16 protein-coding genes are annotated in these 25389 nt (G+C 62.0%); 9 read left to right on the forward strand and 7 right to left on the reverse strand.

Annotated elements, in window-relative coordinates; genetic code table 11:
• Positions 1–20: 20 nt before the first annotated feature.
• The 4 genes from AB0O81_RS07980 to AB0O81_RS07995 all read right to left on the reverse strand — a co-directional run bounded on the left by AB0O81_RS07980 (position 21) and on the right by AB0O81_RS07995 (position 4526).
• Complete coding sequence (locus AB0O81_RS07980; protein ID WP_363583021.1) at positions 21–1544, reverse strand: nucleobase:cation symporter-2 family protein; 1524 nt, start codon at positions 1542–1544, stop codon at positions 21–23.
• A gap of 161 nt (positions 1545–1705) precedes the next feature.
• Positions 1706–1915 carry a hypothetical protein gene (locus AB0O81_RS07985; protein WP_363583023.1) on the reverse strand — a complete coding sequence of 70 codons (210 nt, stop codon included), beginning with the start codon at positions 1913–1915 and terminating at the stop codon, positions 1706–1708.
• A 113-nt stretch (positions 1916–2028) separates the two neighbouring features.
• Positions 2029–3897, reverse strand: a complete 1869-nt coding sequence (locus AB0O81_RS07990; RefSeq protein WP_363583025.1) for an alkyl sulfatase dimerization domain-containing protein — start codon at positions 3895–3897, stop codon at positions 2029–2031.
• 113 nt (positions 3898–4010) lie between these two features.
• Positions 4011–4526, reverse strand: a complete 516-nt coding sequence (locus AB0O81_RS07995) for an adenine phosphoribosyltransferase (RefSeq protein WP_363583027.1) — start codon at positions 4524–4526, stop codon at positions 4011–4013.
• A 99-nt stretch (positions 4527–4625) separates the two neighbouring features.
• Between AB0O81_RS07995 and AB0O81_RS08000 the strand changes: the two genes are divergently transcribed.
• From AB0O81_RS08000 to sufU, 5 genes are all read left to right on the forward strand, one after another.
• Positions 4626–6308, forward strand: coding sequence for a glycoside hydrolase family 13 protein (locus tag AB0O81_RS08000; protein WP_363583029.1), 1683 nt, complete (start codon positions 4626–4628; stop codon positions 6306–6308).
• 36 nt (positions 6309–6344) lie between these two features.
• Positions 6345–7394 carry a LacI family DNA-binding transcriptional regulator gene (locus AB0O81_RS08005; protein WP_363583031.1) on the forward strand — a complete coding sequence of 350 codons (1050 nt, stop codon included), beginning with the start codon at positions 6345–6347 and terminating at the stop codon, positions 7392–7394.
• 9 nt (positions 7395–7403) lie between these two features.
• On the forward strand, positions 7404–8621 hold the full coding sequence (locus AB0O81_RS08010) for an amidohydrolase (RefSeq protein WP_363583032.1): 1218 nt from the start codon (positions 7404–7406) through the stop codon (positions 8619–8621).
• A 64-nt stretch (positions 8622–8685) separates the two neighbouring features.
• The gene (locus AB0O81_RS08015; RefSeq protein WP_363583034.1) at positions 8686–9984 is read left to right on the forward strand and encodes a SufS family cysteine desulfurase; all 1299 of its coding nucleotides are present in this window, start codon (positions 8686–8688) and stop codon (positions 9982–9984) included.
• Entirely contained in the window at positions 9981–10439 is a 459-nt protein-coding gene (gene sufU, locus AB0O81_RS08020; RefSeq protein WP_363583036.1) for a Fe-S cluster assembly sulfur transfer protein SufU, read from the forward strand. Before AB0O81_RS08015 ends, sufU begins: the two co-directional genes overlap by 4 nt.
• A gap of 21 nt (positions 10440–10460) precedes the next feature.
• Here sufU and AB0O81_RS08025 read toward each other — a convergent pair whose 3' ends face one another.
• Positions 10461–11360 carry a TerC family protein gene (locus tag AB0O81_RS08025; RefSeq protein ID WP_363583039.1) on the reverse strand — a complete coding sequence of 300 codons (900 nt, stop codon included), beginning with the start codon at positions 11358–11360 and terminating at the stop codon, positions 10461–10463.
• Between the two features lie 98 nt (positions 11361–11458).
• On the opposite strand from AB0O81_RS08025, the gene purL reads away from it, so the two are divergent.
• From purL to AB0O81_RS08045, 4 genes are read left to right on the forward strand one after another with little or no spacing between them, the layout of a single operon-like run.
• Positions 11459–13813, forward strand: a complete 2355-nt coding sequence (gene purL / locus AB0O81_RS08030; protein WP_363583041.1) for a phosphoribosylformylglycinamidine synthase subunit PurL — start codon at positions 11459–11461, stop codon at positions 13811–13813.
• A 20-nt stretch (positions 13814–13833) separates the two neighbouring features.
• Positions 13834–13977: a hypothetical protein gene (locus AB0O81_RS08035; RefSeq protein ID WP_337336752.1), complete on the forward strand. Its 144-nt coding sequence runs from the start codon at positions 13834–13836 to the stop codon at positions 13975–13977.
• Positions 13978–14018: 41 nt separating this feature from the next.
• On the forward strand, positions 14019–14729 hold the full coding sequence (locus AB0O81_RS08040; RefSeq protein ID WP_363583043.1) for a hypothetical protein: 711 nt from the start codon (positions 14019–14021) through the stop codon (positions 14727–14729).
• 9 nt (positions 14730–14738) lie between these two features.
• Positions 14739–15476 (forward strand): hypothetical protein, encoded by a 738-nt coding sequence (locus AB0O81_RS08045; protein WP_363583045.1) that lies wholly within the window; start codon positions 14739–14741, stop codon positions 15474–15476.
• On the opposite strand, the gene AB0O81_RS08050 is transcribed toward AB0O81_RS08045, so the two are convergent.
• Both AB0O81_RS08050 and AB0O81_RS08055 read right to left on the reverse strand, forming a co-directional pair.
• A complete protein-coding gene (locus tag AB0O81_RS08050) occupies positions 15477–24254 on the reverse strand; it encodes an isopeptide-forming domain-containing fimbrial protein (RefSeq protein ID WP_363583047.1) in 8778 nt (2925 codons plus the stop codon).
• A gap of 235 nt (positions 24255–24489) precedes the next feature.
• Positions 24490–25347, reverse strand: coding sequence for a glycine betaine ABC transporter substrate-binding protein (locus AB0O81_RS08055; RefSeq protein WP_363583368.1), 858 nt, complete (start codon positions 25345–25347; stop codon positions 24490–24492).
• Positions 25348–25389: the final 42 nt, after the last annotated feature.

A 25389-nucleotide genomic window follows, 5' to 3' on the forward strand; every position in this document is an offset into this window, starting at 1 on the left:
GCCACCGGGTGCTGGAAACGTCAGTCTTTGCTAGCGGGTGGCGCAGGCTCGGCGATGGCGCCGGGCGCAGCATCCACTTCTGGCTTGTCTTCGAGAAGCTGAGTGGGAATCAGGCCCGTTCCCCGAGCGTCGGGGTGCACGAGCGCGGCAGCGGCGGGGCCACGCACGGCGTCATAAGACCCGATACTCGGGTCACTCATCTTGGCTGCCCGCATCTCTTCAGAGTTGAGCAGCAGATTCAACAAGATCGCAGTGATGGCGCCTGCGCTGATGCCCGAGTCGAAGATCAAAGTGAACCACTCAGGAAACTGGTCATAGATCGTCGGCGTCACGGTCGGCAGCAGCGCCACGCCAACCGAGATCGCGACGATGAGCACGTTCTTGTTGTTGAACTTGACCTTCGTCAGAGTGCGGATTCCCGATGCGGCGACCATGCCGAACAGTGCGATGCCCGCCCCACCGAGTACGGCGCGCGGCACCCCCTCGACCACGGCCGAAACCTTCGGGATGAGACCCAGCGCCACCAGAATCACACCGGCTGCCGTCGCGACGTAGCGCGAGCGCACACCCGTGAGAGAAACCAAGCCGACATTCTGGGCGAATGCGGTGTAGGGGAACGTGTTGAACACACCGCCGATCACGGTGCCCAGACCATCAGCGCGAAGACCGTCAGCAAGTTGCTTACGACCGACCGGCTTCTCAACGATCTCGCCGACGGCGATCATATCGCCGGTCGTTTCGGTCATGATCACGAGACCCACAATGAGCATCGAGACGATGGATGCGACTTGGAAAGTCGGCAACCCGAAGTGGAACGGGGTCACCACGGCGAACCATTGGGCGCCGTCAACGGCCGACCAGTTGACCATACCGGGAACGAAGAGCGCGGCGATCGTGCCAAGCACGAGACCGAGCAGCACCGACACTCGCTGCAACGCCGGTGGCGCGAAGCGCTCGATCAGGATGATGAACAGCAGCGTGCCGAAGGCAAAAGCGACGTTTATGGGTGGCGCGCCATCTTCGGAACCGTCGACTATCCAGCCGGCCGCGACGCGCATCAACGACAGACCGATGATGAGGATCACCGTGCCGGTCACGATCGGCGGGAAGAATCTCAGCAGTTGCGCAAAGAACGGTGCCACAAGAATCATGAACAGGCCGCAGGCGATGGTAGCCCCGAAAATTGCCTGGATGCCTTCGCTCTGACCGATCGCGATCATCGGGCCGACAGCAGCAAAGGTCACACCCTGCATCAGGGGCAACCGCACACCGAACTTCCAGAAGCCCACCGACTGGATGATCGTGGCGATACCGGCGACAAACAGATCGGCGCTGATGAGGAAGGCCATGTCCTCTGACGAATAGCCGAGCGCGCCACCCACGATGAGCGGCACCGCGACGGCACCGGCATACATCGCCAGAACGTGCTGCAGCCCTAACGGAAACAACCGGCCCATCATTGGCACGGAATCAACTGTGTTCGACTGAGCTCGCGCTTTGCGGGCGGCTTTCTTGTCGACGGGTGGTTCGTCGGTCTTCGTCATGGCACGCTCCCATCTATCGCGGCGCGCACACGGAGTGTCGCCCCGTCGCTGTGATCAAGACCGTAGAGCCCCACCATGCTCGCCGATACAGCAACGGCGCACACTTCTCGCGGATTTCACGGGGCGAAACAGACCCGCAACACGCTGGTACGACCAGGCACTTAGATCAGAAGCAGCACGCCAATGACGAGGGAAGCCGCCGCGAACACCAAGGCGATCGTGATCAGCACGACATGAACGCGGTAAAACGCGGTGCGCGCACCCGGCTCACCAGCGCGGGTGTCGTTTGCGATTCGGGGGTAGAAACGCGGCCACACCACGGCGTTGAAGACGGCGTTTGCGAACAGGGCGATAGCTGCGAGGGTTTCCACACCTCGAGCGTACGTGGGTCACACCGACAGCCCAGCCAGAATCACGACCCCACCCACTAAGAACCCGCCGCAGGCCCGACCTTCAGGCATGCGACGGGTCTTCGAATCAAAAGCTACGGCGTAACGATGTTGAACGCGTCGTTGCCCTGGTCGAGTACTGCGAGCAACTGCTGCAGAATTTCGGCGTCACCCACGAACTCGACACCCGGTGACTCAGAGTCGCCCGCCAGCATGGCGAGCAAGCGCAGCTTGGCAAGCTTGACCGTGAGGCCCACTTCGCCGTCTGCGGTCTCGCGGTACACCAAGACCCCGTTTTTCACGGTGATGAAGAACCGCCGACCCAGGTCGGTGAACTCGAACGCGAAAGCGAGATCAAGCTTCCACGCCTTGGGTCCGTCGATGCGGATCGCGATCGAGTCAAGCAGCTGCTCAGGCGAAAGCTGAGCCAGAAGCGTCGGCGCGTTGGTTTTGGTGGGCGTTCCGAAATTCTCGCCGCGCAACTCCGTTGCACCCGACAGAAAGAAGTTGCGCCACGTGCCGTTCTCCGAGCCGTAGCCCAACTGCTCGAGCGTGTCAGCGTAAAGCGTGCGTGCGGCTGCGTGGTTTTCATCCACGAAGATCGCGTGGTCGAGCAGGGTGGCCGCCCAGCGGAAGTCGCCACCGTCGAAGGCGGTCTGCGCAATCTCGACGACACGGTCAACGCCACCGATCGCGTCGACGTAGCGCGCTGAGATCTCGGTGGGCGTGTGTGCCCACAGGCGTGCTGGGTTGCCGTCGAACCAGCCGAGGTAGCGCTGCACGATTGCCTTGACGTTGTGACTCACCGAGCCGTAGTAGCCGCGTGCGTTCCACGCATTTTCGAGCGCGGGCGGCAGCACGAACGCCTCTGCGGCCTCAGAGCCGGTGTAGCCGCTGTTGATCAAGCGCAACGTCTGGTCGTGCAGGTAGGCGTAAAGGTCACGCTGCGTCGACATGAACTCGACGATGCGCTCTTCACCCCATGTGGGCCAGTGGTGCGAAGCGAACACCACATCGGCGCGACCAGCAAAGGTGTCGATCGCCTCGGTGAGGTACTGCGCCCATACGTGAGGGTCACGAACAAGTGCGCCGCGCAAGGTCAGCAAGTTGTGCAGCGTGTGCGTGGCATTCTCAGCCATACAGAGCGCGCGGTGCTTGGGAAAATAGAAGTGCATCTCTGCCGGCGCTTCGGTGCCGGGCGCCATCTGAAACTCGATCTCAACCCCGTCGATCGTGTGCGCCTCACCCGTGGTGGTGATCTCGAGCGTAGGAGCAATAATCGCAACCTCACCGGTCGAGGTGGTCTGGCCGAGCCCGGCGCCAACCGCGCCCCGAGGGCCGCGCTCCAGTGCCTGCCCATACATATAACCGGCGCGACGCGCCATTGCAGTGCCCGCATAGACGTTCTCCGACACGGCCTCTTCGACGAAGCCTTCGGGCGCGATGATCTGCACAGCACCAGAGTCCACCTCGGCCTGCGACGTCACTCCGAAAATGCCTCCGAAATGATCAATATGCGAGTGAGTATGGATCACTGCGACAACGGCGCGTTCGCCGCGGTGCTGGCGATACAAAGCGATCGCTGCTGCAGCAGTCTCGGTCGAAATAAGCGGGTCGATGACGATGATGCCAGTTTCTGATTCGACGATCGTCATATTCGCCAGGTCAAGACCGCGCACCTGATAGATGCCTTCCGTCACCTCGAACAGGCCCTGCGTCGCAACGAGTTTCGACTGGCGCCAAAGGCTCGGATGAACCGTCGTGGGTGCCTCACCCTGCAAAAAAGCGTAGCTGTCGTTGTCCCAGACGACGGTGCCGTCTGCCTTGCGCACGATTCCTGGCTCTAACGCGGCGATGAAGCCGCGCTGGGCATCTTCAAGGTCGCGTGTGTCAGAGAATGGCAGCTCTCTCAGCGCTTCGGCATGTTGCGCTTCAATCGTGGGGGTTGCCGACTTATCGTCCATTGCAGAATGCTCCTGTCCACCTAGCGAAGACGATCGCAGGTCATTCGAACAGGCTATTGCCAGGGGTGTTCCGGCACCACCACCGAGGGGAAACGACTCCCGCCGGGGGCAGGTCAGGCGGCGAAGACAGCGTGCACGTCGCCGACCGCGGAGCGCCCGCCTAGCGCCTCAAGCTCCATAAGCACGGAAGTGCCTACGACGGTGCCACCGAGTCTTGAGACCAGATCGTGGGCGGCGACCAGTGTGCCTCCGGTGGCGAGCACATCGTCAACCAGCAGCACCCTGGAACCGGGCGCCATGTCGTCGTGGGCCTCAATAGTCGCGGTGCCGTACTCAAGCGTGTACGACACTGCGGCGGCAGGTCGAGGTAGCTTGCCCGCCTTGCGAATGGGCACGAGTCCGACATTCGCCGCCACGGCGATCGCGCCAGCAAGCAAGAAGCCGCGCGCTTCAACCCCCGCCACGATGTCGAACTCACCCGCGAAGGGTTCGATCATCGAATCGATCACCGCTCGGTGCGCCGCGGCATCAGCCAGCAGGGGGGTGATGTCGCGAAACATCACACCCGCTTCGGGATAGTCGGGTATGGTGCGGATCAGCGACTGGGCGCGCTCTAGGGCTGCGTTCACTCGCCCACGATACCCCGCGTCGCACGCCCGACTGAGCGACAGCACGACCACCTGACCTTCAACCTCACAGGATGTAAGCGCTTGCATTACGCTGATGAAATGACTCCTCCCGTTCCAAGCACGCTCCCCGCAGAATCCAAAGGCCGCGTTGGCAACGAGTGGTGGCGCACAGCGGTGATCTACCAGATCTACCCGCGTTCGTTCGCTGATGCCACGGGCAACGGGATTGGCGACCTGCCCGGAATCACCTCACACATGAGCGACCTGTCTGATCTGGGCGTCGATGCCGTTTGGTTGAGCCCGTTCCAACGGTCTCCTCAAAAAGACGCCGGCTACGACGTGTCGGACTACTGCGATGTTGACCCGCTCTTTGGCACGCTAGACGACTTCGACGACATGCTTGCCGCCGCGCACGAGCGCAGCATCCGGATCATCGTGGATCTTGTTCCCAACCACTCGTCTGACCAGCACGTCTGGTTTCAGCAAGCTCTCGCGGCTGCTCCAGGCAGTGCAGAACGCGCGCGGTACATGTTCCGAGACGGCAAAGGCGCCAATGGTGAACTGCCGCCCAACAACTGGGACTCCGTCTTCGGCGGCCCCGCGTGGACGCGCATCGAGGAGGCCGACGGCAGCGACGGCCAGTGGTACCTGCACCTCTTCGACTCGTCGCAGCCCGACTTTGACTGGACAAACGAGGTCGTGCGCGAAGAGTTCCGCGATATCTTGCGTTTCTGGCTCGACCGTGGTGTCGACGGCTTCCGTGTGGATGTTGCGCACGGCATGATCAAGGCCGACGGACTGCCCGACTACACCCCTGACCCCGAGGCAGGGTCGATGGGTGGCGAAGCGGCCGACGTTCCCTACTGGGGCCAAGACGGCGTGCACGACATCTACCGCGACTGGCACCAGGTTGTCGCCGAGTACGAGGGCGACCGTGCGCTATGCGCCGAAGCATGGATGCCCACACCAGAGAAAACGGCGTTGTGGGTGCGCCCGGACGAGATGCACCAGGCGTTCAACTTCGCCTATCTCGAGACCGCATGGGACGCCGCAGCTCTGCGCGCAGTCATTGACCGCTCCCTCAAGGCTTACGGCGCCGTCGGCGCGCCGAGCACCTGGGTGCTGTCAAACCACGACGTCGTGCGTCATGCGTCACGCCTCGCGCTCACGGCCGAAAATCCACAGGGCGTTGGCATCGGCCCCGACTCTCCCGGTCTTCCCGACCCGGTCGTGGGCCTAGCCCGCGCGAGAGCCGCCACGACACTCATGCTGGCCCTTCCGGGATCGTCATACCTCTACCAGGGCGAAGAGCTGGGCCTTCCTGAAGTGATCGACATTCCCGGCGAAGCACGCCAAGATCCCACCTGGTTCCGCACAAACGGCGAGCGCTATGGCCGGGATGGGTGCCGTGTTCCGATTCCGTGGACTGCCGACGGCCGCGCATACGGCTTCAGTGAATCCGGAGATTCCTGGTTGCCGCAACCGGCCGAGTGGAAGGCGCTGGCGCGCGATCAACAGCAAGGGGATCCGTCGTCAACGCTCACGCTTTATCGCACCTTGCTCGAGCAGCGCCGTGCTCACCAGCTCGGCGAGGGGTCGGTCGAGTGGCTCGATGGCTTCGGCGAGAACACGGTGGCCTTTCGCAACGGTGACATCACAGTGATCGGCAACACCGGCTCCTCTGCCATCAAGCTGCCTCACGGCACCATCATCGCGAGCAGCGGGCCAGTTGTCTCCGGAGAGATTCCGGGCGACACAACGGTCTGGCTCGTCGGCTCCTAGCGAAAACGGCGGGCGCAGCGACGGGGGACGTACAAGATGGTGAGCATTGACGAGGTTGCCCGGCGCGCCGGTGTCTCAACCGCCACGGTCTCACGCGCGCTCAGTGGACGCGGGAATGTCTCCGCGCCCACACGCGAGCGAGTCGAAACGGCGGCATCGCAGCTGGGATACGTGGTGTCTGCCTCTGCGTCTAGTCTCGCGTCAGGACGCATGCGCAACATCGGCGTGCTGGTTCCCTACATTGACCGCTGGTTCTTCTCCACCGTGCTGAGCGGCATAGCCACCGCGCTCATGCGCCGTGGCTATGACATCACGCTGTACAACCTCACCGCGGATCGCGCCGAGCGGCGTGACGTGTTCCAGACGTTCCTGCGCCGCCAGCGGGTCGACGCCATTGTGGCGATCTCAATCGAGTTGGATGCGACCGAGACAGAGTTATTGCGGCAGCTGAACCTTCCGGTTATCGCGATCGGCGGGCCCAACCCACAGCTCACGACGCTCACTGTGGACGACGTCGCGGTAGCGCGCCTTGCGACCGAACATCTGTTGACGCTGGGGCACCGAGAGATCGCTCATATCGGCGCGAACCCCGAGTTCGACATCGACTTTCACGTGCCCACCAAACGCCGCTTGGGGTTCGAACACGCGCTTGCCGACGCCGGTATCGCCGCGGAGGCAGCCCTCTACGAACCCGCTGACTTCACAATCGAGGGCGGTTTTCGTGCGGCCAAACAGCTGCTGGGAAAGCCCGGCGTCAGCCCATCCGCCATTTTCGCCGCCTCCGACGAGATGGCGATCGGAGCGCTGCTCGCCGCGCGCGAGCTCGGCTATCGAGTGCCCGACGACCTTTCGGTAGTAGGCATCGACGGGCACGATCTGGGCGAGTTCTTCAACCTCACCACGGTCGACCAATTTCCGCTCGGTCAGGGGGAGCGCGCCGCCGAGGCGCTACTGAGCGAGCTTGAACCCTCGGCGTGCGAGACGCCGTTGCAAGAGCCGACGAGCCTTCCATATGAACTCATCGTGAGAGGGTCAACGGCCCGATTCAACGAGACGTCACCCACGTCGAAGGCTCGCTCGTCGTAGGCTCGGGTCATGGCTATCGATCTCGACGCGCTCTACATCGACCTGCACCGCCACCCTGAGCTCTCGTTCCAAGAGACGAGAACGGCCGGCGTCATCACGCAGAAGCTCGACGAACTGGGTATCGAGTACGAAGAGGGAATCGGCAAAACCGGTATCGCTGCGGCGATTCGCAACGGCGATGGTCCGGTCGTGTGGCTGCGGGCTGACACCGACGGCCTTCCCGTAGAAGAAGCCACCGGGCTTGAGTACGCCAGCACGGTGCGCGGGGTAGATCCGGCCGGAACCGATGTGCCAGTGATGCACGCGTGCGGGCACGATATGCACATCTCGGCCATGATCGGTGCGCTCGAGCAGCTCTTGCAAACGAAAGACGAATGGTCGGGCACCCTCGTGGTCGTCTTCCAACCCGCCGAAGAGTACGGCGCGGGCGCGCAGGCAATGATCGCCGACGGCGTGCTCGAACGTTTCCCGAAGCCAGACATCGTGCTGGGTCAACACGTCACCCCGTTGCCCGCGGGCACCATCGGCGTGCGCAGCGGCACGCAGATGGCTGCATCTGACGGTCTGCGCGTTGTATTGCATGGGCGAGGCGGGCATGGCTCGCGGCCGCATTCGACGATCGACCCGGTGGTGATGGCAGCCGCGACGATCATGCGGTTGCAGACGATCGTGTCGCGCGAAGTAGACCCGCGTGATGTGGCGGTCGTCACAGTGGGCTCGATCCACTCGGGACTGAAAAACAACATCATTCCGCCCGATGCCACGCTGGAGCTCAGCCTGCGCTATCCCGACGATGAGGCGCGCGAGCGCGTCATGACCAAGGTCGAGCGCATCATCAATGCCGAAGCGGCAGCATCCGGAGCCGAACAAGCCCCCACGATCACGATCGATCACACTCTTCCTCCCACGATCAACGACGCCGGCGCGACCGCACGACTGCGCACCGCCTTTGACGCGGCATTCGGAGCGGGCACGGTCGTCGACCCCGGCATGTTCACGGGCAGTGAAGACGTGTCATGGTTTGCGCGCGAAGCTGGCGTGCCGCTCGTCTACTGGTTCTGGGGCGGAATTGACGCGCAGAAGTTCGCTGAGGCCTCAGCGGCGGGCACAGTCGAACGCGATATTCCCACCAATCATTCGCCCTACTTCGCACCGATGCTGCAGCCGACACTGTCGAACGGCGTCGCAAACCTCGTCGTCGCTGCGCGAGAGTTTCTCGGCTCGTAGGCGCGAGATCGTCCGGCGCGGTCACACCGACCCACTGCACAGGCGCGCGGCGTAGCCTAGAAGAGTGAATTCCGCCGCGCCTGCTCCTGCCCACGAGGCACTCGATGCCGCCGCGCTTCGCGCCGACTTTCCGCTGTTGGCCGCTCGTGGCGATGACAACCCGCTGATCTACCTTGACTCGGGCGCGACGAGCCAGAAGCCGCAAGCCGTCATCGACGCCGAGGTGGAGTTTCTCACCACGACCAATGCGGCCGTTCACCGTGGCGCCCACACCATGGCCGCTGACGCCACCGATCTTTTTGAAGACGCCCGCGAAACCGTCGCAGCCTTCGTCGGCGCGCAACCCGAACAGCTGGTCTGGACCAGTGGGGCAACAGCCGGACTCAACCTGGTCGCTTACTCACTAAGCAACGCCTCGATCGGTCGCGGCGCTCCTGCCAGCGCACCTTTTGCACTGCGAAGCGGCGACGAGATCGTTCTCACCGAAACCGAGCACCACGCGAATCTGATTCCGTGGCAAGAGCTCGCCGCGCGCACGGGCGCTGTGCTGAAGCACATTCCGGTGCACGATGACGGCACTCTCGATATGGATGCTGCGGCAGCCCTCATCACCGAGCGCACCCGTGTGGTCGCTTTCACCCACGTCTCGAACGTGCTCGGAATCATCAACCCCGTCGATGAGATTGTCGCGATGGCCAAAGCTGTCGGAGCACTCACCGTGATGGATGCGTGCCAGTCGGCACCGCATATGCCGCTTGACCTCCCCGCACTCGGAGTCGATCTGGCCGTCTTCTCTGGCCACAAGATGATGGGTCCTTATGCCATCGGCGGGCTGTACGGTCGGGCCGAAGTGCTTGAGGCGCTACCGCCGTTTCTTACGGGTGGCTCGATGATCACGACAGTGACGCTCGAAGAGGCTGACTACCTTCCGCCGCCACAGCGGTTCGAGGCGGGCACCCAGCCGGTCTCGCAGGCTATTGGCCTTGCGGCGGCCGTGCGTTACCTCGACGGTGTCGGAATGCCGGCGATCCACGCGCACGAAGAGCGCCTCGAGCAGCGGATGCGCGATGGACTGCGCTCGATCGACGGAGTGAGAATGCTCGGCGACACCGATCTGGGCTCTCGCGTGGGAATAGCGGCGTTCGACGTCGAGGGCGTGCACGCCCATGACGCCGGGCAGTTTCTCGATTCGCGCGGCATCGCGGTGCGCGTCGGACACCACTGCGCCCAGCCACTGCACCGCCGTTTCGGCATGACCGCTTCGGTGCGTGCCAGCGCCGCCCTCTACAACACTGACGCCGACATCGACGCTTTCCTCGAAGGCGTTGGCGGCATCCGTTCCTTCTTTGGAGTGAGCTCATGAGCCTCGAATCCCTTTACCAAGAATTGATCCTGGAACACTCCAAGCGCCCGCACGGCAAGGGCCTGGGCAGCGAAGAAGGGCGCACGGCGACGTCGCATCAGCGCAATCCGGTCTGCGGCGATGAAATCACCTTGCGCGTACACCTCACCGACGACGGCTCGGCGGTTCGTGAGGTTACCTGGGACGGTGTTGGCTGCTCGATCTCGCAGGCGTCGGCGTCAATGCTCGTGTCGCTTATTGACGAAGACAGCGACGAAGATGGCCTGCCGAAAGAGCAGGCCACCGCACTGATCGACGGTTTTCGCGAGGCGCTGCGCTCCCGCGGAAAGATCCCTCTCGATGAAGAGGTGTTCTCTGACGCGGCTGCCCTCTCGGGAGTCTCGAAGTTCTCCGCCCGCGTGAAGTGCGCCATGCTGGCCTGGGTCGCCCTCGAAGACGACCTCAGCCGCGCGTAGCCTCTTTCGCTGGGCCCGGCGCTAGCCGAGGCCGGCGCGTTCGTCGGTTCCCAAGCGGTCACCTGTAACAGGCTTGCTTGAAAGACCTACGGATCCCGAGCCTGGAGCTCCTGACAGCGCGGCGTCGACCGCCACAGATTCATCAACGTCGGCATATTGCGCGCGCAGCTGCACCGGGATGGCCTTCTTCTGTTCGCGCTTCGCCTTTCGGGCGGCGTAAGTCAGGTTGAGCGCTTCAACCAGAATCGCGAAGGCCATCGGTCCATAAATGAAGGCCTTGTCGATGTAGGCTCCGAAGCCCTCTGCAATCAGGAACACACCGATCAGCAGGAGGAACGACAGCGCGAGCATCTTCACCGTCGGGTGCTTGTTCACGAACGTGAAGATGAAGCGCGAAGCGAACAGCATGATGCCGAACGACAGCACCACGACAGTGATGATGATGACCAGATTCTCGGTCATGCCCACCGCGGTGATCACCGAGTCAAGCGAGAAGACTAGGTCGAGAAGCAGAATCTGTGCAATCACCGAACCGAAGGTCGCCGTAGCCACTTTGCCGCCAGCGTGGCCATCTTCTTCCAAGCCCTCGAGCTTGTGGTGGATTTCGGTCACCGCTTTGTAGACCAGGAACAGCCCACCGGCAATCAGGATGATGTCTTTCCAGGAGAACCCCATCCCCCAGATGGTGAAGATGTCATCTTTCAGAGTGATAATCCAGCCCGCGAATAACACCAGAATCACGCGCATCAGCATCGCCAAGGTCAACCCGAGGTTGCGGGCTTTGGCTTGCTGCTCTTTGGGCAATTTCGACGCAAGAATCGAGATGAAAATGACGTTGTCAACGCCGAGCACGATCTCAAGCACGAACAGCGTGACGAACACCGCGATCAGGTCAGGGGTGAAGGCAAGAGAGAAGTCCACGGCCCCATCGTACGGACGATGAGTGCTGCGAGATAGCGACGGCGTTCCCCAACTAGAATGGACGAGTCCGGCATCCCTCGATCCAGGAGTTCAGCCGCGTGACTACCCCTTCCCTGACGCCTTCCGCCGCAGCATCACGCCCGGTGGCCGACACCGTCGAGAACGCCATCGCTACCCCCGAGAAAGATCAGCCTTATGGCGCACTCGGGCTGAAGAGCGATGAGTACGCTTCGATTCGCGAGATTCTCGGTCGCCGCCCCACCTCGGGCGAGCTCGCGATGTACTCGGTGATGTGGTCGGAGCACTGCTCTTACAAATCGAGCAAGATCTACCTGCGCAAGTTCGGCGACAAGGTCTCTGACGAGATGCGCGAGCGCCTGATGGTCGGCATGGGCCAGAACGCTGGCGTCGTCGACATCGGCGAAGGCTGGGCGGTCACCTTCAAAGTCGAGTCGCACAATCACCCCAGCTACATCGAGCCTTTCCAGGGCGCAGCCACCGGCGTCGGCGGCATCGTGCGCGACATCATCTCGATGGGCGCGCGCCCGGTCGCGATCATGGACCAACTGCGCTTCGGCGCAATCGATGACCCTGACACCGCTCGCGTGGTGCATGGCGTTGTGAGCGGCATCTCGTTCTACGGCAACTGCCTGGGCCTGCCCAACATCGGCGGCGAGACCGTGTTCGATTCGGTCTATCAGGGCAACCCGCTCGTGAACGCACTGGCCGTCGGCGTGATGCGCCATGAAGACATCAAGCTTGCCAACGCCACCGGCGCGGGCAATCAGGTCGTGCTTTTTGGCGCACGCACGGGCGGCGACGGCATCGGTGGAGCATCCATTCTCGCCTCTGACTCGTTCGATTCGACCGGCCCGACCAAGCGCCCCGCAGTGCAGGTAGGTGACCCCTTCGCCGAGAAGGTGCTCATCGAGTGCTGCCTCGAGCTCTACAAAGACAACCTCGTAGAGGCGATCCAAGACCTGGGTGCCGCAGGCATCTCGTGTGCAACCAGTGAGCTCGCAGCTAACGGCGGTTCGGGAATGCGCGTCGACCTCGAGAACGTGTTGTTGCGCGACCCCACCCTTACCCCCGAAGAGATCCTGATGAGCGAGAGCCAGGAGCGCATGATGGCTATCGTGGCTCCTGAGAAGCTTGAGCGTTTTCTCGAAGTCGTTGGCAAGTGGGATGTCGAGACGAGCGTGCTCGGAGAAGTGACTGGCGACGGCCGACTGCAGATCTTCTGGCACGGCGAAGAGATCGTGAACGTCGACCCGTCAACAGTGGCGGTCGATGGACCCGTTTATGAGCGTCCCGTGGCGTACCCGACCTGGATCGATGCCCTGCGTGACGATTCAGCCGCGGCTCTGCCCCGTTCGGTTGACGCAGATACTCTGCGCGCGCAGTTCACGCAGCTCGTCGCGAGCCCCAACCTGGCCGACACCGCCTGGGTGACGAACCAGTACGACTACTACGTCGGTGGCAACACCGCCCTGAGCTTTCCCGATGACGCCGGCATGATTCGCGTTGACGAGCAGTCGGGGCTTGGGTTCGCCATTGCCACGGACTGCAACGGTCGTTACTGTCAGCTCGACCCGTATCAGGGCGCCAAGCTGGCTCTCGCCGAGGCGTATCGCAATGTCGCCGTCACCGGTGCGATTCCCACCGCAGTGACCGACTGCCTCAACTTCGGCAGCCCCGAGAACCCAGAAGTGATGTGGCAGTTCTCGCAGGCCGTCGACGGTCTGAGCGACGGGTGCCTCGAGCTTGGCATTCCCGTCACCGGCGGAAACGTGTCGTTCTACAACCAGACCGGTGACCAGCCGATCTTCCCAACCCCGGTAGTCGGCGTGCTCGGCATCATCGATGACGTGGCGCGGCGTATTCCTTCGGGATGGCAAGACGCCGGCGAGAATATCTATCTGCTCGGCGTCACCTCGAATGAGCTCTCTGGCTCACAGTGGGCGGGCACCATTCACGGTCACCTCGGCGGGCGCCCTCCGGCTGTCGACCTTGGCCAAGAGCGCAAGCTCGCCGAGCTGATTCACGCTGGCTCTCTGCAGTCGCTGATCTCTTCAGCGCACGATCTCTCATCGGGCGGACTCGCCCAGTCACTCGCTGAGTCGGTCATGCGCTTCGGCGTCGGTGCGCGGGTTTGGCTGAACGAAATTATGGACCGTGATGGTGTGGATGCTGCCACCGCGCTGTTCTCGGAGTCCACCGGTCGCGTACTCGTGACCGTGCCCCGCGAAGACGACGTCAAGTTCCGCGGGCTCTGCGAAGGCCGCGGTTACCCGGTGTTGCGTATTGGAGTCACTGACTCTGCCGCCGACGGTGACGACCCGGCGCTTGAAGTACAGGGGCTGTTCACACTGCCCCTCGTTGAGCTGCGCGACCTGTCGACCGCGACGCTGCCCGATGCGTTCGGGGCGACAATCACTGAAACCGCAGTCTGAGAACCGCGAGGAGACGAACTATGGGAAACGCCGTGGACGACGACGAGTACGCCGGCTTCAACGACGGTAGGCAGCGGCGCATGAAGATCGTCGCGTGGGTGACGATTGTCGCGCTGATTCTTGTTGCCGGTGGCGCCACGGTCTTCGCCCTGCTGTTTGCGTAGCTCCCTGCCGGACTGACCGCAGGCGCGGTTAGCATGTACGGGTGGAGCCATTCCTCCTTTTTGCGGGCACCTGGTGGTGGATCGCTCCGGTAGTCGCGGGCGCCGGTGCGATGGCCTATGGTGCCCTGACCACGCGGCCTCGCCGCGCGCGACGGCTTGAACTCGACGCCGCTCGCCACGAAGAAGCGCTCGCCTACCGGGCGCTGCAGACCTCTCGGGCCAACACCCGCGCAGCGCACGCCGATGTGCTGGCCGCAAAGGCGCGCCGCGGCGCCCCCGCCGCGGGAGCTCCCTCGTTGTACGACGCCAAGCGGCTACTGCAGTCCGCGAAACAACAAGAGCGCGCGTCGTCGCTACAGCTACGGGCTCAACGCGCTCGCGTCAAAGCCGCAATGACTCAGTACAGCACCACGCCCGCCGGGTCTGCGTTGCCGATCGAAACGTTGCTCGCTCGCCATGATGCAGTCACCGCACGCTGGCTTTCATATGAGACCGATCCCTCACTTGCGCTCACGTTTCCGCAGATGCTGAACGCGCAGCATCCCGTCACCCTTGCCTTTCTCCGCGCTCACCAACGAGCGAATGCGCAGCGGCCCGATGTCGCCTCACGAGATCGAGTAACCCCAGAGCAATATGCGGCATACCGCATCGCGGTGCGTGAAGCCGAATCCACCCTGTTGGCGGCCGAACGAGACGCCGGTCGTGCAGCGCGGGCGGAGATCCCCCGAACGGGCACCACCCCACCCAGCTAGCATGTTGGGGTGGGTGAGTTCTTTACGTTCCTCTCAAGCTACTGGTGGCTCGCATTTCCGCTGTTCGGGGTGCTGGCCTCAGTGGGTAGTGCCTGGGAAAGGAATGCTCGCCGCCGTCACAAGCGACGCCTAGAAGTTCTTCAAGCGAAGGCATCGTTGAAGGCAGCCTCGCACGGCGCAGCGGCGCAGCCAGCCGACACGGGCGTCAATCAGGCCGTGCCGGAGAAGTCCGCGCATGAGGGGACCATCGCCGGGCAACTTGAACGCTTGTTCGCCGAGCACGATGAGGTTTCCGCGCGCTGGCTTGACTATGAACTTGACGTCTCCAAGGTCATCGCCTTTCCGGCGATGAGTGATGGCCGCCAGCCCCTGACCGCCGCTTTTCTTCGTGCAAAGCGCGTCGCTGACGGCCTGCGGCCCGCGTCAACGAAGGCACGCGTTACCAAAGAGCAGTTGGCTGACTATCGCAGTGCCGTCACCGACTTCGAGGTTGCCTTTGACGTCGCTGAGAGAGACGCTCGGCGCATCAAAGACTCAAACTTCACCGAGCTAGAACGCAAGCGCCTGGCGACGGCAAAGCAGCTGCTCGGAGTTGCCATCGACCAAGCTGCGACGCCTGCTGAGCGTCAGCTCGCCTATCGTCGGGTGCGTGAAGAGCTTGATGGCCTGCTTTCGCTATCAGACGATGCGATCGAGGGGCTGCAGAAAAAAGTCGCACTGCAACTGCCCCCTCCCACTCCTCACTAGTCACGACACCCGGCGTCGAATAGCGACGAGACCACCGCCGACGATCAGCACCAGCAGCGCAGCCAGCAACAGTCCCGCGGTCATCGAACTACCGGTCGCGGCGAGCGGATCTTGCGCCACCGCGTCCGTCGCGGTCGCTGTGATCTCACCGCCGGAAACCTGTTCAGTCGGCGTAGTCACGGTCGCGATATTGGTCACCTCAGGATAGGCCGCCGTACCGACATCCACAGTGAGCGTGATCTTCGCAGACTCACCGACGCCTAGCGCGCCGACGAGAAGGCAAGTGACTGTCTCTCCGCTCGCTTCGCACGAGACACCGTCACCGGTCGCTGAGACATACGAGAGCCCGGCAGGCAACGCGTCAGTTACTGAGATCTCGCCCGGGTCCTCAGTAGGACCGAGGTTCGTCACAGTGATGACATAAGACGCTTGGGACCCCACCTGCAGGCTAGTCACAAGTTCCTTGGTAACCACGAGCGAGGATTGCGGCGGCACGATCACGGTGTCTTCGCTTACGTTGTCACCAGGATTTGTGTCAGGTTCGACACTCGACACGGTGGCAATGTTCGTCACTGTCTCATACGCCTCCGCAGCAACCTCGACCGTCAAGGCCAAGCGTGGCGCAGCTGTATCCGGTGCCAGTGACCCCGTGAGCACCGCGGTCACGATGGCGTCTTCTTCACCGTCGGCGGGTTGTACCGTCACGGTCCAGCCTGCAGCGCTCAGCGCGGCGTCGACAAATGTCAACCCGGCCGGAATCGTATCAATGACCGTAACCTCTGTTGCCGTCGAGGGGCCTTCGTTGCGCACGGCCAGATCGAAGGTGAGTTCGTCGCCGATGCGCACGTCCTCAGCGGCATGTGACTTCACAATCGATACATCGACGGCGCGCACAATTGCGAGAGTAGCGTCGTCAGTATTGGCGTGAGGATCAGGGGATGGCTCCGTCGTTGGCGACTGGACCGTCGCGGTGTTCGTCACCGAGCCCTCCGGCGCAGCTGGATCGATCGCCACGATGAGCACGAGCGCGCTCGCGTCAGTGTCCGCTACCAGGCCGGATGCAGTCTCGCACACAACAACTTGGCTGTCATCCACATCGGTCACGCAGGTCCATTCGCTCGAGGCTGGCTCGAGTGCAACAAACGACAAGCCGTCTGGTAGAACATCGGTGACTGTCAACGGGCCGACCGCATCGGAGGGTCCATAGTTGTGAACCTCGAGGAGGAACCGCACCTCGGCGCCCGCGTCAACCTGCGCGATCTCAGTGCCAGCCTCGTCCACAGCTGTCTTTGTGATGCCGAGATCAGCTTGAGCAGTGACCGTGATCGTCTCGTCTGACTCGTTGTCGCTGGTCGTCGTTTCCGGCGTTGCTGTAGCCACTGACGCGGTGTTGGTCAGGTCCGCACCATCGGCAATCGAGGAATCAATCTCGGTCTGAACCGTGATGGTTGAGGTACCCAGAGCAAGCACGTCACTCTCGCAACTGAAAGTCTCCACGACACAGTCCCAACCATCGCCCGATATCGCCGTGATCGTCATCCCAGAAGGGGCGGTGTCGGTGACAACGACATCCCGTGCGACCGACGGGCCCTCGTTGTTCACGGTAATCGTGTACTCGGTGCTCGCTCCCGCAAGGTACGGCCCATCAGCCACGTCTTTTTCAATCGACAGATTTGTCAAAGTCGCGACGGACGTCGGGTCCTCGTCATGATTGTTCAGCGGGTTCTCATCGTCAGGGCCCGCGACATCTGCTTCGTTGGTGTACGAACCTGCGAGAAGTTGCGCATCGAGCATCGCGGTAAACGACACAGCAATTGTTGCGTCCTTCGCCAAGCTGAACGTTGCGTCACCGACCGTCCATGTCAACTTCTGTCCGTCTATCTCGGGCTCAACCGCGACAGGCGAGCCGCCCGCGATCGCAAGCGTGGCCGTAGAAACGGCGTATGAGAAGCCAACAGGCAAAGTGTCGACGATCTCGATCGGCCCCGAAGAGAACGAAGGACCCAAGTTGGTGGCGACAAGCGAGTACGCCACCGTTGATCCTGCGGTCGCCTCCTCGGCGTGGGTCTTATCGATCGTGAGATCAGCCGAACGTTCCGATCCGGTCGTGTCAGTGTCAACCGGCTCGTTGGTTGCGTTGTCTGCGCTGGCCGTGACGGTGTTGTCGACGGGGTCCCCCGACTCAAATGCCGCGTCGAGAAGCAGCGTCACGCGCAGAGCGGCACTATCGCCAGCGGCAAGCGTGCCGTCCAGCGTGAACTCCTGATCGTCGCCCGGCGCTGCCGTTGTTGATGTGCGCGCCCAGCTTCCATCAACGGACTCGTAGGAGTCATATGTGAAGTAGCTCTCGACGCTGTCGCGCACCACAACATTGCGCGCATCCGCAGTTCCGGTGTTTGCCACCTCAATGAGGTAGGTGACTGTCGTACCGGGAACGGCAAGGTCCGAAGATGTCGCGGCCTTCCATTCGCTGCCATCCCATACCTGGCGCGTCTTGTCGATCGCCAGCATGGTGTCGGCACCCGGAGCTACCGATACCGAGTCGTCGTTGTTGTCGGGGTCAGGATCAATCGTGACACCGGGAGCAACGGTCGCGGTGTTTTCGATCTCCGCGCCGGCCTCCCAAGACGAATCGACGGTTCCTGTGACCTCAATCAGTGTGGACGGTCCTACAGCGAAGGTCGACCCGATGTAGGTCCACGTGATTTCATCACCTGCGGTTGCCGGAAAACCGCCAGTCGTTGCTGCCTGCCACTGATCGTTCGAGGGGTCCGCTACCTGCGAAATACCCGTCGGAACCGTGTCGCTCACCGTGATGGGCGACTCTTCCGAGCTAACCGACGCTGACGGGCCGTTGTTGGTGACGGCCAGTTGCCAGGTGAGTGGCTCACCCGCGTTCGGCTCAGCCGTGGTCGCTTCCTTCTCAATCTCCAGATCGGCTAGAGGAGTCAGGCTTTGCTCGTCCGAGTCTTCGTTATCTTTCTCGACGTCGTCGGGTGTCTCCCAAGTGCGGCCGAGCACACTGGCCTGATTCTCCACGAGTCCAGTCGCCGAAGCAGAAATCATCACATCAGCCACAAGCACGATCCGATCACTGCCATCGGGGGCGAGCGAGGTTGTCGGATCGCCGACGACGAGTGGGTTCTCTGCAGTACCGGCACCCGCGACGCTCAGCTCAACACCCGTTGAGTCACCGTCAGCAAAGTAGCGGGCGGTGAACGCCCCCATCGTCACACCATCGGGCTGTGTGACAGTGTCGATGAACGTGAACTCACCCTTCGCAGCGTCTGGACCCTGGTTGGTCACGGTGATTTGCCACTGCGGCTGTTCATAGCCATCGCCGATCGTGTGACCGGGAATCCAATCGACCGTCATCTTGTCACCGCCGATTGCGGCCTTGACAAGCTTCAAGTCAGCGCGCTCAATGTAGGCACTGGCAAACGAGTCCGAACCCGTGTACGCGCCATCTGCGTTCCCGTCGGCACCCGAGGTGTCGGTGGTCACCGCAGCGAGTTCATTCACATGAGGAACACGCGTGCCGTCCGCTTCGGTTGCACCCGCGTCTTCAAGTGCGACCGCGCTTGGCGTCGCGCTGAACTTGATCACAATGCTCTGGTCGGGCGCCAACACAGGCGCATCCGGCGCATCCGTGCCGAACGTCCATTGCAGCGTCTGGGGGTCGCCGGTCGTTCCGCTGCCACTGAGCGTTGGGGTGGTGTCACCTGACCACGCTGATCCAGCGACGGTGACACTTTCTACGGCAGTGTAGGTCCAGTTCTCGGGCAAAACGTCGGTCAAAGTGACGGTCTGCGCTGGCCCGTCTCCGGTATTCGTCGCCGTCAGCGTCCAGCTCAGCGGTGTACCCGCATACGCGATGTCGGTTCCGCTGACACCCTTCGACAGCTCGACGAACGGAAACGGTGGGCTGACTGTCGCTGTGTCGTCAATATCGGTCGGGTCAAATTCGCGCCCGTTGTCGGGGAACGATTCGAAATGATCGACGGACGCGATGTTGACAAAACTCTGGCCGTCGCCGATCGTCGCGCTTGAGGCGAGTGTTGCCTCATACGTGAGTTCAATCGAGTCGGCCGGGGCGAGCGGTCCGGGGAGGTCTGCAGCATCCCAGGTAATCGTTGACCCGCTGAGCATGCCGTCCTGAGAGATTGAGCTTTCGTCGACTACTACGCCCTCTGGAACGGCGTCGGTAACGAGCATGTTGTATGCAGCGCTGTCGCCTGTGTTTGTCACCGACAGTGTGTACGTGAACACATCGCCGGGGTTGGGGACGGCATTCGAGACCGACTTCTCAATAGACAGCGCGGGATCGAGCAGCGTGACGGTTGCAGAATCATCTATGGTGAGGCCAGACGCGGGGTCGCCGTCGTCCACGTTCCACGCAAAGGCAGCGGTGTTCTTGAGGTCCGACGTCGTGGACGCAATATCTGCCCCGTCAAGCAAAACCTGGTACGTCAGAGTGAGCACTCGCTCCACATCTGCCGATGGAATGTCGTTCGACGCCCCATCAAGGTAGGTCCACGTTGCAGCGCTATTGGCCGACGCGGGCTCGTAGTCCCACCCGCCAGAGACGCCCGTGGCAGGAACCGCAGTGGGCCCCACGATGCTGTCCTGTTGGACAACGGCACCGTCAGGCAGAGCATCGGTGATCACCGGGTCAAAATAGTTGATGCCGGGCTCGAGTGTGACCACAACCTGGTATTCAACGGTGTCACCCACGGGCGCCGTGACGTCATCGGTGAATTCGCCGTCAGTATCGGCATCGCGCACGCCTTTGGCGATGGCTGCGTCGACAGTCGTAACAGTTGCGGCCGCATCATCATCGTGCTCACCCGCACGATCGTGGTCTGGGTCGACATCTTCGGGCAGCGTGTACCCGGTGACAACTGCCGTGTTGACATACTCCTCGCGTGCCCCAGAACCAGGTTCGATCTTCGCCTTGTACGTCAGCTCGACGGTTTCGGGCAACTCCGACACCACCCAGGTGATCGTGCCACCGCCCGTATTGGGATCAGCTCCCGCCAGAGTTCCGGAATGCGAGATCGTGCTTTCATCGACAAGGATGCCGTCCGGAACGGTGTCTACGACGGTGTTGTCATAAGAAATGGGTAGATCCGGCCCGTTCGACACTGTCAGCGAATAGGTGATCTCTTCGTCGATGGCTACGTCTGTACTTGGGTCCGCGGACTTTGTGATCGTTGGGTTCGGTTCGATGTAGAACACTGCGGCGTTGTTTCCACCGCTCCAGGAGTCGCTCGCGAATGTGGCACGGTTGGTCAAGCGGGTGTCGTGGTCGCCGACATCGCCAAGGTAGACCTTTAACGTGACCGTGAATGTCTGATCATCGTCCGAGGCATTCGTGTAGAGCTCCGGAAACTCAAGTTCACCATCGGCCGAGAGAGTGAAATCATCGGCCGTTGCTCCGGTCAGAGCCGAGGCTTCCCACGATGGCTCCTCATAGATCGTGTATTCCACCCGCCCGGGGCGCAGATCGCCACGGTCAGCGAGCACACCGTTTGCAACACTGGTGTTTGCTGGCACGACCACCTTGTACTCCCAGGTGATGATCTCGCCTTCAACCGCCTCGTTTATGGCATTGTTCGCGTCGGTGACTTCAGTTCCGCTGGGCGCAATTTCAGTCTCGACGAGAGACTTCGTTATCTCAGGTTCGGGTGTGAACACCTCCGAGTCATCGCGCATGAGAGCACCATCGACCACGCTGCCCTCGGGCCGGTCGCTCGCATCGAGCGAGTCATCAGGAAATTGCGTCAGAGCTTCCCCGGTGTTGGAGGTGACCTGAAACTGGGTGATTGACGCGGTGTTTTCAAATGCCGTCGCGGCAAGAACACTCGCCGGTACCAGCACGTCGTAGGTGAGGGTCTTCGTTGCAGGGGTGATGCCCACGCTGACACCGTCCCACACGATTACAGAACGCCCGGAGTACGCGCTCTCAAGATCGGCCGGATATCCGGCGTCCTCTGGATCGTACGCGGTGAACTCACTCTCGGGCGTCACGTCGCTGGCGACGATTCCCTCTGGAAGCGCGTCCCACACCACAAGATTCTCAGTGGCAAAGTCCCCTCCCGAAAGATCGATTCGGTAGGTTACGACATCACCAGCGGCCACTGAAATTCCGTCGCGGTCTGAGTTGAAGACGGTGCCGTCAGGGTCATTCTGCGACGCAGCCGCTCGCGTCGAGTCGCCATCCACGTCCTCTACTCCTTTGAGCAGAGTTGGGCCCGTGCCTTGAAGGATTTCAGAAGCGTCTCGAAGGAAGAACACGTTGCCGAGCACGTCTTCCTGCTGGTATTTCATAAGGTTCTGCGGCTTGTACAACGCTTCTGCATCCGCGGCAGAATTCGACGTGACCTCGGCGAGGACGTGAAGAATTAGGGTGCTTCCCCCGGTCACAAAGCGGTCTTCGCCGCTTTGGGTGCCGACCAACCATTCGAGCCGCTGCCCGTCAACGGTGGGTGTCGCAACGTCGATGCCTGTGCCGCTGTATAGCGACCAGTCGAGGTAAGAAACACCGACCGGGAGAAAGTCAGAGACGACGGGGTTTCGTACATCTACGCCTTGGGCAAAGTTGACCGTCAGCTCGTAGCAAACAACGTCACCCGCGTGAAACGGCTCGTCGCTGTCTTCGATCTGATTCTGGCTCCAGCCGCCCGCTGGTGCCACTGCACATGAATCCGCTGCCGTGATATCGCCTGGCACGACATCACTACGCGGCAATACCCGCTTTGAAATTGCCGAGTAGTTGGACAGCAGCACCGCGCTCGAGTCATCCGAGACGTCTTCTTCACCGTAGGCCGCAACACCATTGCCGTTGGTGACGCCATCGAGAGCATCGACCGACGAGGTCCAACCCGACATGTCCACAGTGTTGTCGAGTTCGTCGCCCGAACTGATCTCACCTCCCAGAGGATCGTCATCGTCATAGGTAGCGCGCATCCTTGCGGTGTATACGATCTCGTGGCTGTCATTTGCTGCCATCGCGCTCGGGTCTAGCACGTACGTGACGGTGAAAGATCCCGTATCTGCCGCGTAGTCGATCGCAGAAACTGTTGCGCCGGTAAGCATCGTTCCGGCTTGAGTGGAGTACTCAGAGCAATCAGCGGGAAAAGGCGTTCCAGTAATGATCGGGTCGGGTGTGCCTGCCGCTGGCTCCGGCAACGCGGGGCAGAGCCCGTTGCTCAGAGTGTCGGTGATTTCAATCTGATCCGCGCTCGTGTACTCGCTCGTTGCGATGTCGAGAGTGTAGGTGGCAAGGGCCCCAGTGACGAGTTTCCCGCCATCGTCGGTCGTGACGCTCTTGAGAATGCGAAGGTCCATCGCTTGAATCTGCTCGGCGTCTGTGTCCGTCACGGTAGTGGCAGTGCCCGACACAATCTGGCCGGCGTAGGTACCTGCCACCGTCGCCAGGTTCTCGTAGAGAATTCCGTCGCCGAAACCTTCGCCCTGGCCCTGACGGGTCGAGGCACCGTTGTTGTTGTTGAGATTCGACGCTTGGCCAAGCGTCGCAGCGCCAGGCGTTGCGTCCCCGGCTGACGTCTCAAAATTCATGGTGTTCTCAAAGAGCGGCACCGCGGCGGAATACGTGATGACGTATGTGCCCGGAGTGCCTGCGGTCGTGAGATCAGCGCTCTGGGCTGTGCCCGTCGTCAACGCCGGAAGATCCCAGGTGACCTTGGTGTAGACGCCAGCGCCGAGGGAAGCCGGAGTTCCCGAATCCACGGTCTCGACCGAAGTCGGCGTGATGCAGTCTGAACCCGGACCCGCGCCGACGATAGAGCTCGCTCCGGGATACTCAAGAGTTCCGCCCGGTGCACCAGAGGTGTCGAAGAGGAGCTCAGAGGGTTGCGTGTTGTCTACCTGCGCACAGCCCAAGAATTCGAGGCCTGCAGGCAGATAGTCCACTACCGTCACGCCCGAGGTCTCACCCTGGGGAGTGTTCTCAACCGTCAACGTGTAGACCGTTTGGTGATCGTGTACACCCCGCAACAGCTCGATCTCTGGGCTCGGCTCGTGCTTGGTGAGGCGCAGCGCTTGCACCGGAGCCGAAGCCGAAGCGTCATCGCTCGAAGTGTTCTCTGCAGCAGTTACTCCGCCGGCGCCGGTGGATCCGTCGAACACGGGAACGGTGCCCGGGCTGCTCGATACGTAGCCCTGAAGCACGATGTCAGGCGATGCCCCTACAGGAAAGACGGTTGCGTCGGGGCGCACAGTGATGGTCGATGCGAACTCAGCGGTGGCGGGCAGATCAGAAACGTCCTGAAAGACCCACAGCTGGTAGCCGGCGGGCACGGTGCTCAGCGCGCTTCCGGTCTCGATTTTCGCGCTGTTCGGCAGCTCATCGCCGCTGTTGAAGACCACAGGTTGCCCCATACCGCCCGACGATACGAAGTCGATTCCTACCGGAACAAGTGCGGTGAACGAGGTGTTAAAGCCGGGCGTACTAGACGAGTTCTGCAGGGACACATCGAAGGTGGCATCTTCGCCAGCCAAGATGAACGCCTTCTCATCGGCGTCACCGTACGTGCCGCCGGTAGGTTGAAGCGACAACGAAGCCGTAGGGGCTGGGATAGCGGCGGCAGTCGCAGCTGGGGCGAACCATGCGGCCCCCCCGAGGATGAGGGCCGACGAAAGCGCGAACGCGACAATTCGCATTCGAAGCGCCGAAGAGCGCCGAGCCTTAGCCCTGTTGCGTCGCGAAGCTACCGGGGTGCGGGCAGTTCTGGCGGCGGTCGAAGCTTCGGTCATCGTCTCCCCTTGGGTATGGGGGAAGCGCAACGCCTGATTCGTTGCGCGCGATCGGGTCGATCGACGACGGACAAGGTCAGGGCACAAGCCTGTCGCTCGCACCCGCACGGGGATCGCTTTTCGCAACCTCCCCGTATCTAAATTATCGCTTGACCAAAGCACTGTCCAATCACGTCTAGGTGACAATCGACGAAGGGCGCCGACCGAAGCCGACGCCCTTCGTTGCTGATCAAGATCAGGAGGTGAGTGAGTCGACCCACTCCTGGTTCTCTGAGATCCACTGCTCGACGATCGGCGAGTAGTCTTCGATGTCTTCGTCTGCGTTGAACATGACGTTCTCAAGCGAGTACAGCAGTTCGCTGTCCATCTCGAAGTTCATCAACCAACCGGCGAGCGTCGGGAAGTTGCTCTCGAAGCTCTTGCCGCCGAACGAGTGGATGCCCTCGACGTCGCCCAGTGCGCCTTCGGGGTCTTCAAGGTTCTTGATGGGGAACGCGTCGTACGCCCAGTGCGGGCTCCACAGGGTCACAGCGATGTTCTCGCCGGCCTCGGTAGCCGCGGTCAGCTCTGCGAGCATGGCGGGAGTCGACGAGGTCAGGTAGTCCATGTCTTCCAGGCCGTAACCAGGAATGACGACCTCTTCGGTGACGCGGTTCAGGCCCGAGCCAGGCTCGATGCCGACAAGGCGGTTGTCGAACAGGTCAGCGTTGTCAGCGAGCTCATCGAGCGAGTCGATCGGAGCGTCTTCGTTCACGGCGATGGTGAGCTTGGCTTCTTCGTTCCATGCGCCGAGGTCAACCATCTCGTCGCCGTACTCGGCGATGTAGTCAGCGTGGGTGATCGGCAGCCAGGTGTCGAGCACGACGTCGTAGTCGTCGTCGCTCAGGCCCTGGTAGACGGGTGCGACGTCGGCGTATTCGAGCTCGACGCTGTAGCCCTTCTCTTCGAGAATGGCCTTCCACAGCTCGCTCGCTGCCATGCCTTCATCCCAGCCGTTGAACACGGCGATGGTGAGATCCTGCTGGTCTCCGTTGTCAAGGCCGCCTTCTGCCGACGTGTCGTCAGAGCTTGCCGAGCAACCTGCGAGAACCATGGTCGCTGCTGCGCCCAGTGCGAGGGCTCCGGTGATGTTGCG

Origin of the sequence: Microbacterium sp. NPDC076911 (assembly GCF_040687125.1) — a bacterium.
GTDB lineage: Bacteria > Actinomycetota > Actinomycetes > Actinomycetales > Microbacteriaceae > Microbacterium.

Coding starts and splice junctions, on each gene's coding strand:
- AB0O81_RS08050 (WP_363583047.1), bottom strand. CDS start 24,254: ATGACCGAAGCTTCGACCGCCGCCAGAACTGCCCGCACCCCGGTAGCT.
- AB0O81_RS07980 (WP_363583021.1), bottom strand. CDS start 1,544: ATGACGAAGACCGACGAACCACCCGTCGACAAGAAAGCCGCCCGCAAA.
- AB0O81_RS08055 (WP_363583368.1), bottom strand. CDS start 25,347: ATGGTTCTCGCAGGTTGCTCGGCAAGCTCTGACGACACGTCGGCAGAA.
- AB0O81_RS07990 (WP_363583025.1), bottom strand. CDS start 3,897: ATGGACGATAAGTCGGCAACCCCCACGATTGAAGCGCAACATGCCGAA.
- AB0O81_RS08010 (WP_363583032.1), top strand. CDS start 7,404: ATGGCTATCGATCTCGACGCGCTCTACATCGACCTGCACCGCCACCCT.
- sufU (WP_363583036.1), top strand. CDS start 9,981: ATGAGCCTCGAATCCCTTTACCAAGAATTGATCCTGGAACACTCCAAG.
- AB0O81_RS08035 (WP_337336752.1), top strand. CDS start 13,834: ATGGGAAACGCCGTGGACGACGACGAGTACGCCGGCTTCAACGACGGT.
- AB0O81_RS08000 (WP_363583029.1), top strand. CDS start 4,626: ATGACTCCTCCCGTTCCAAGCACGCTCCCCGCAGAATCCAAAGGCCGC.
- AB0O81_RS08005 (WP_363583031.1), top strand. CDS start 6,345: ATGGTGAGCATTGACGAGGTTGCCCGGCGCGCCGGTGTCTCAACCGCC.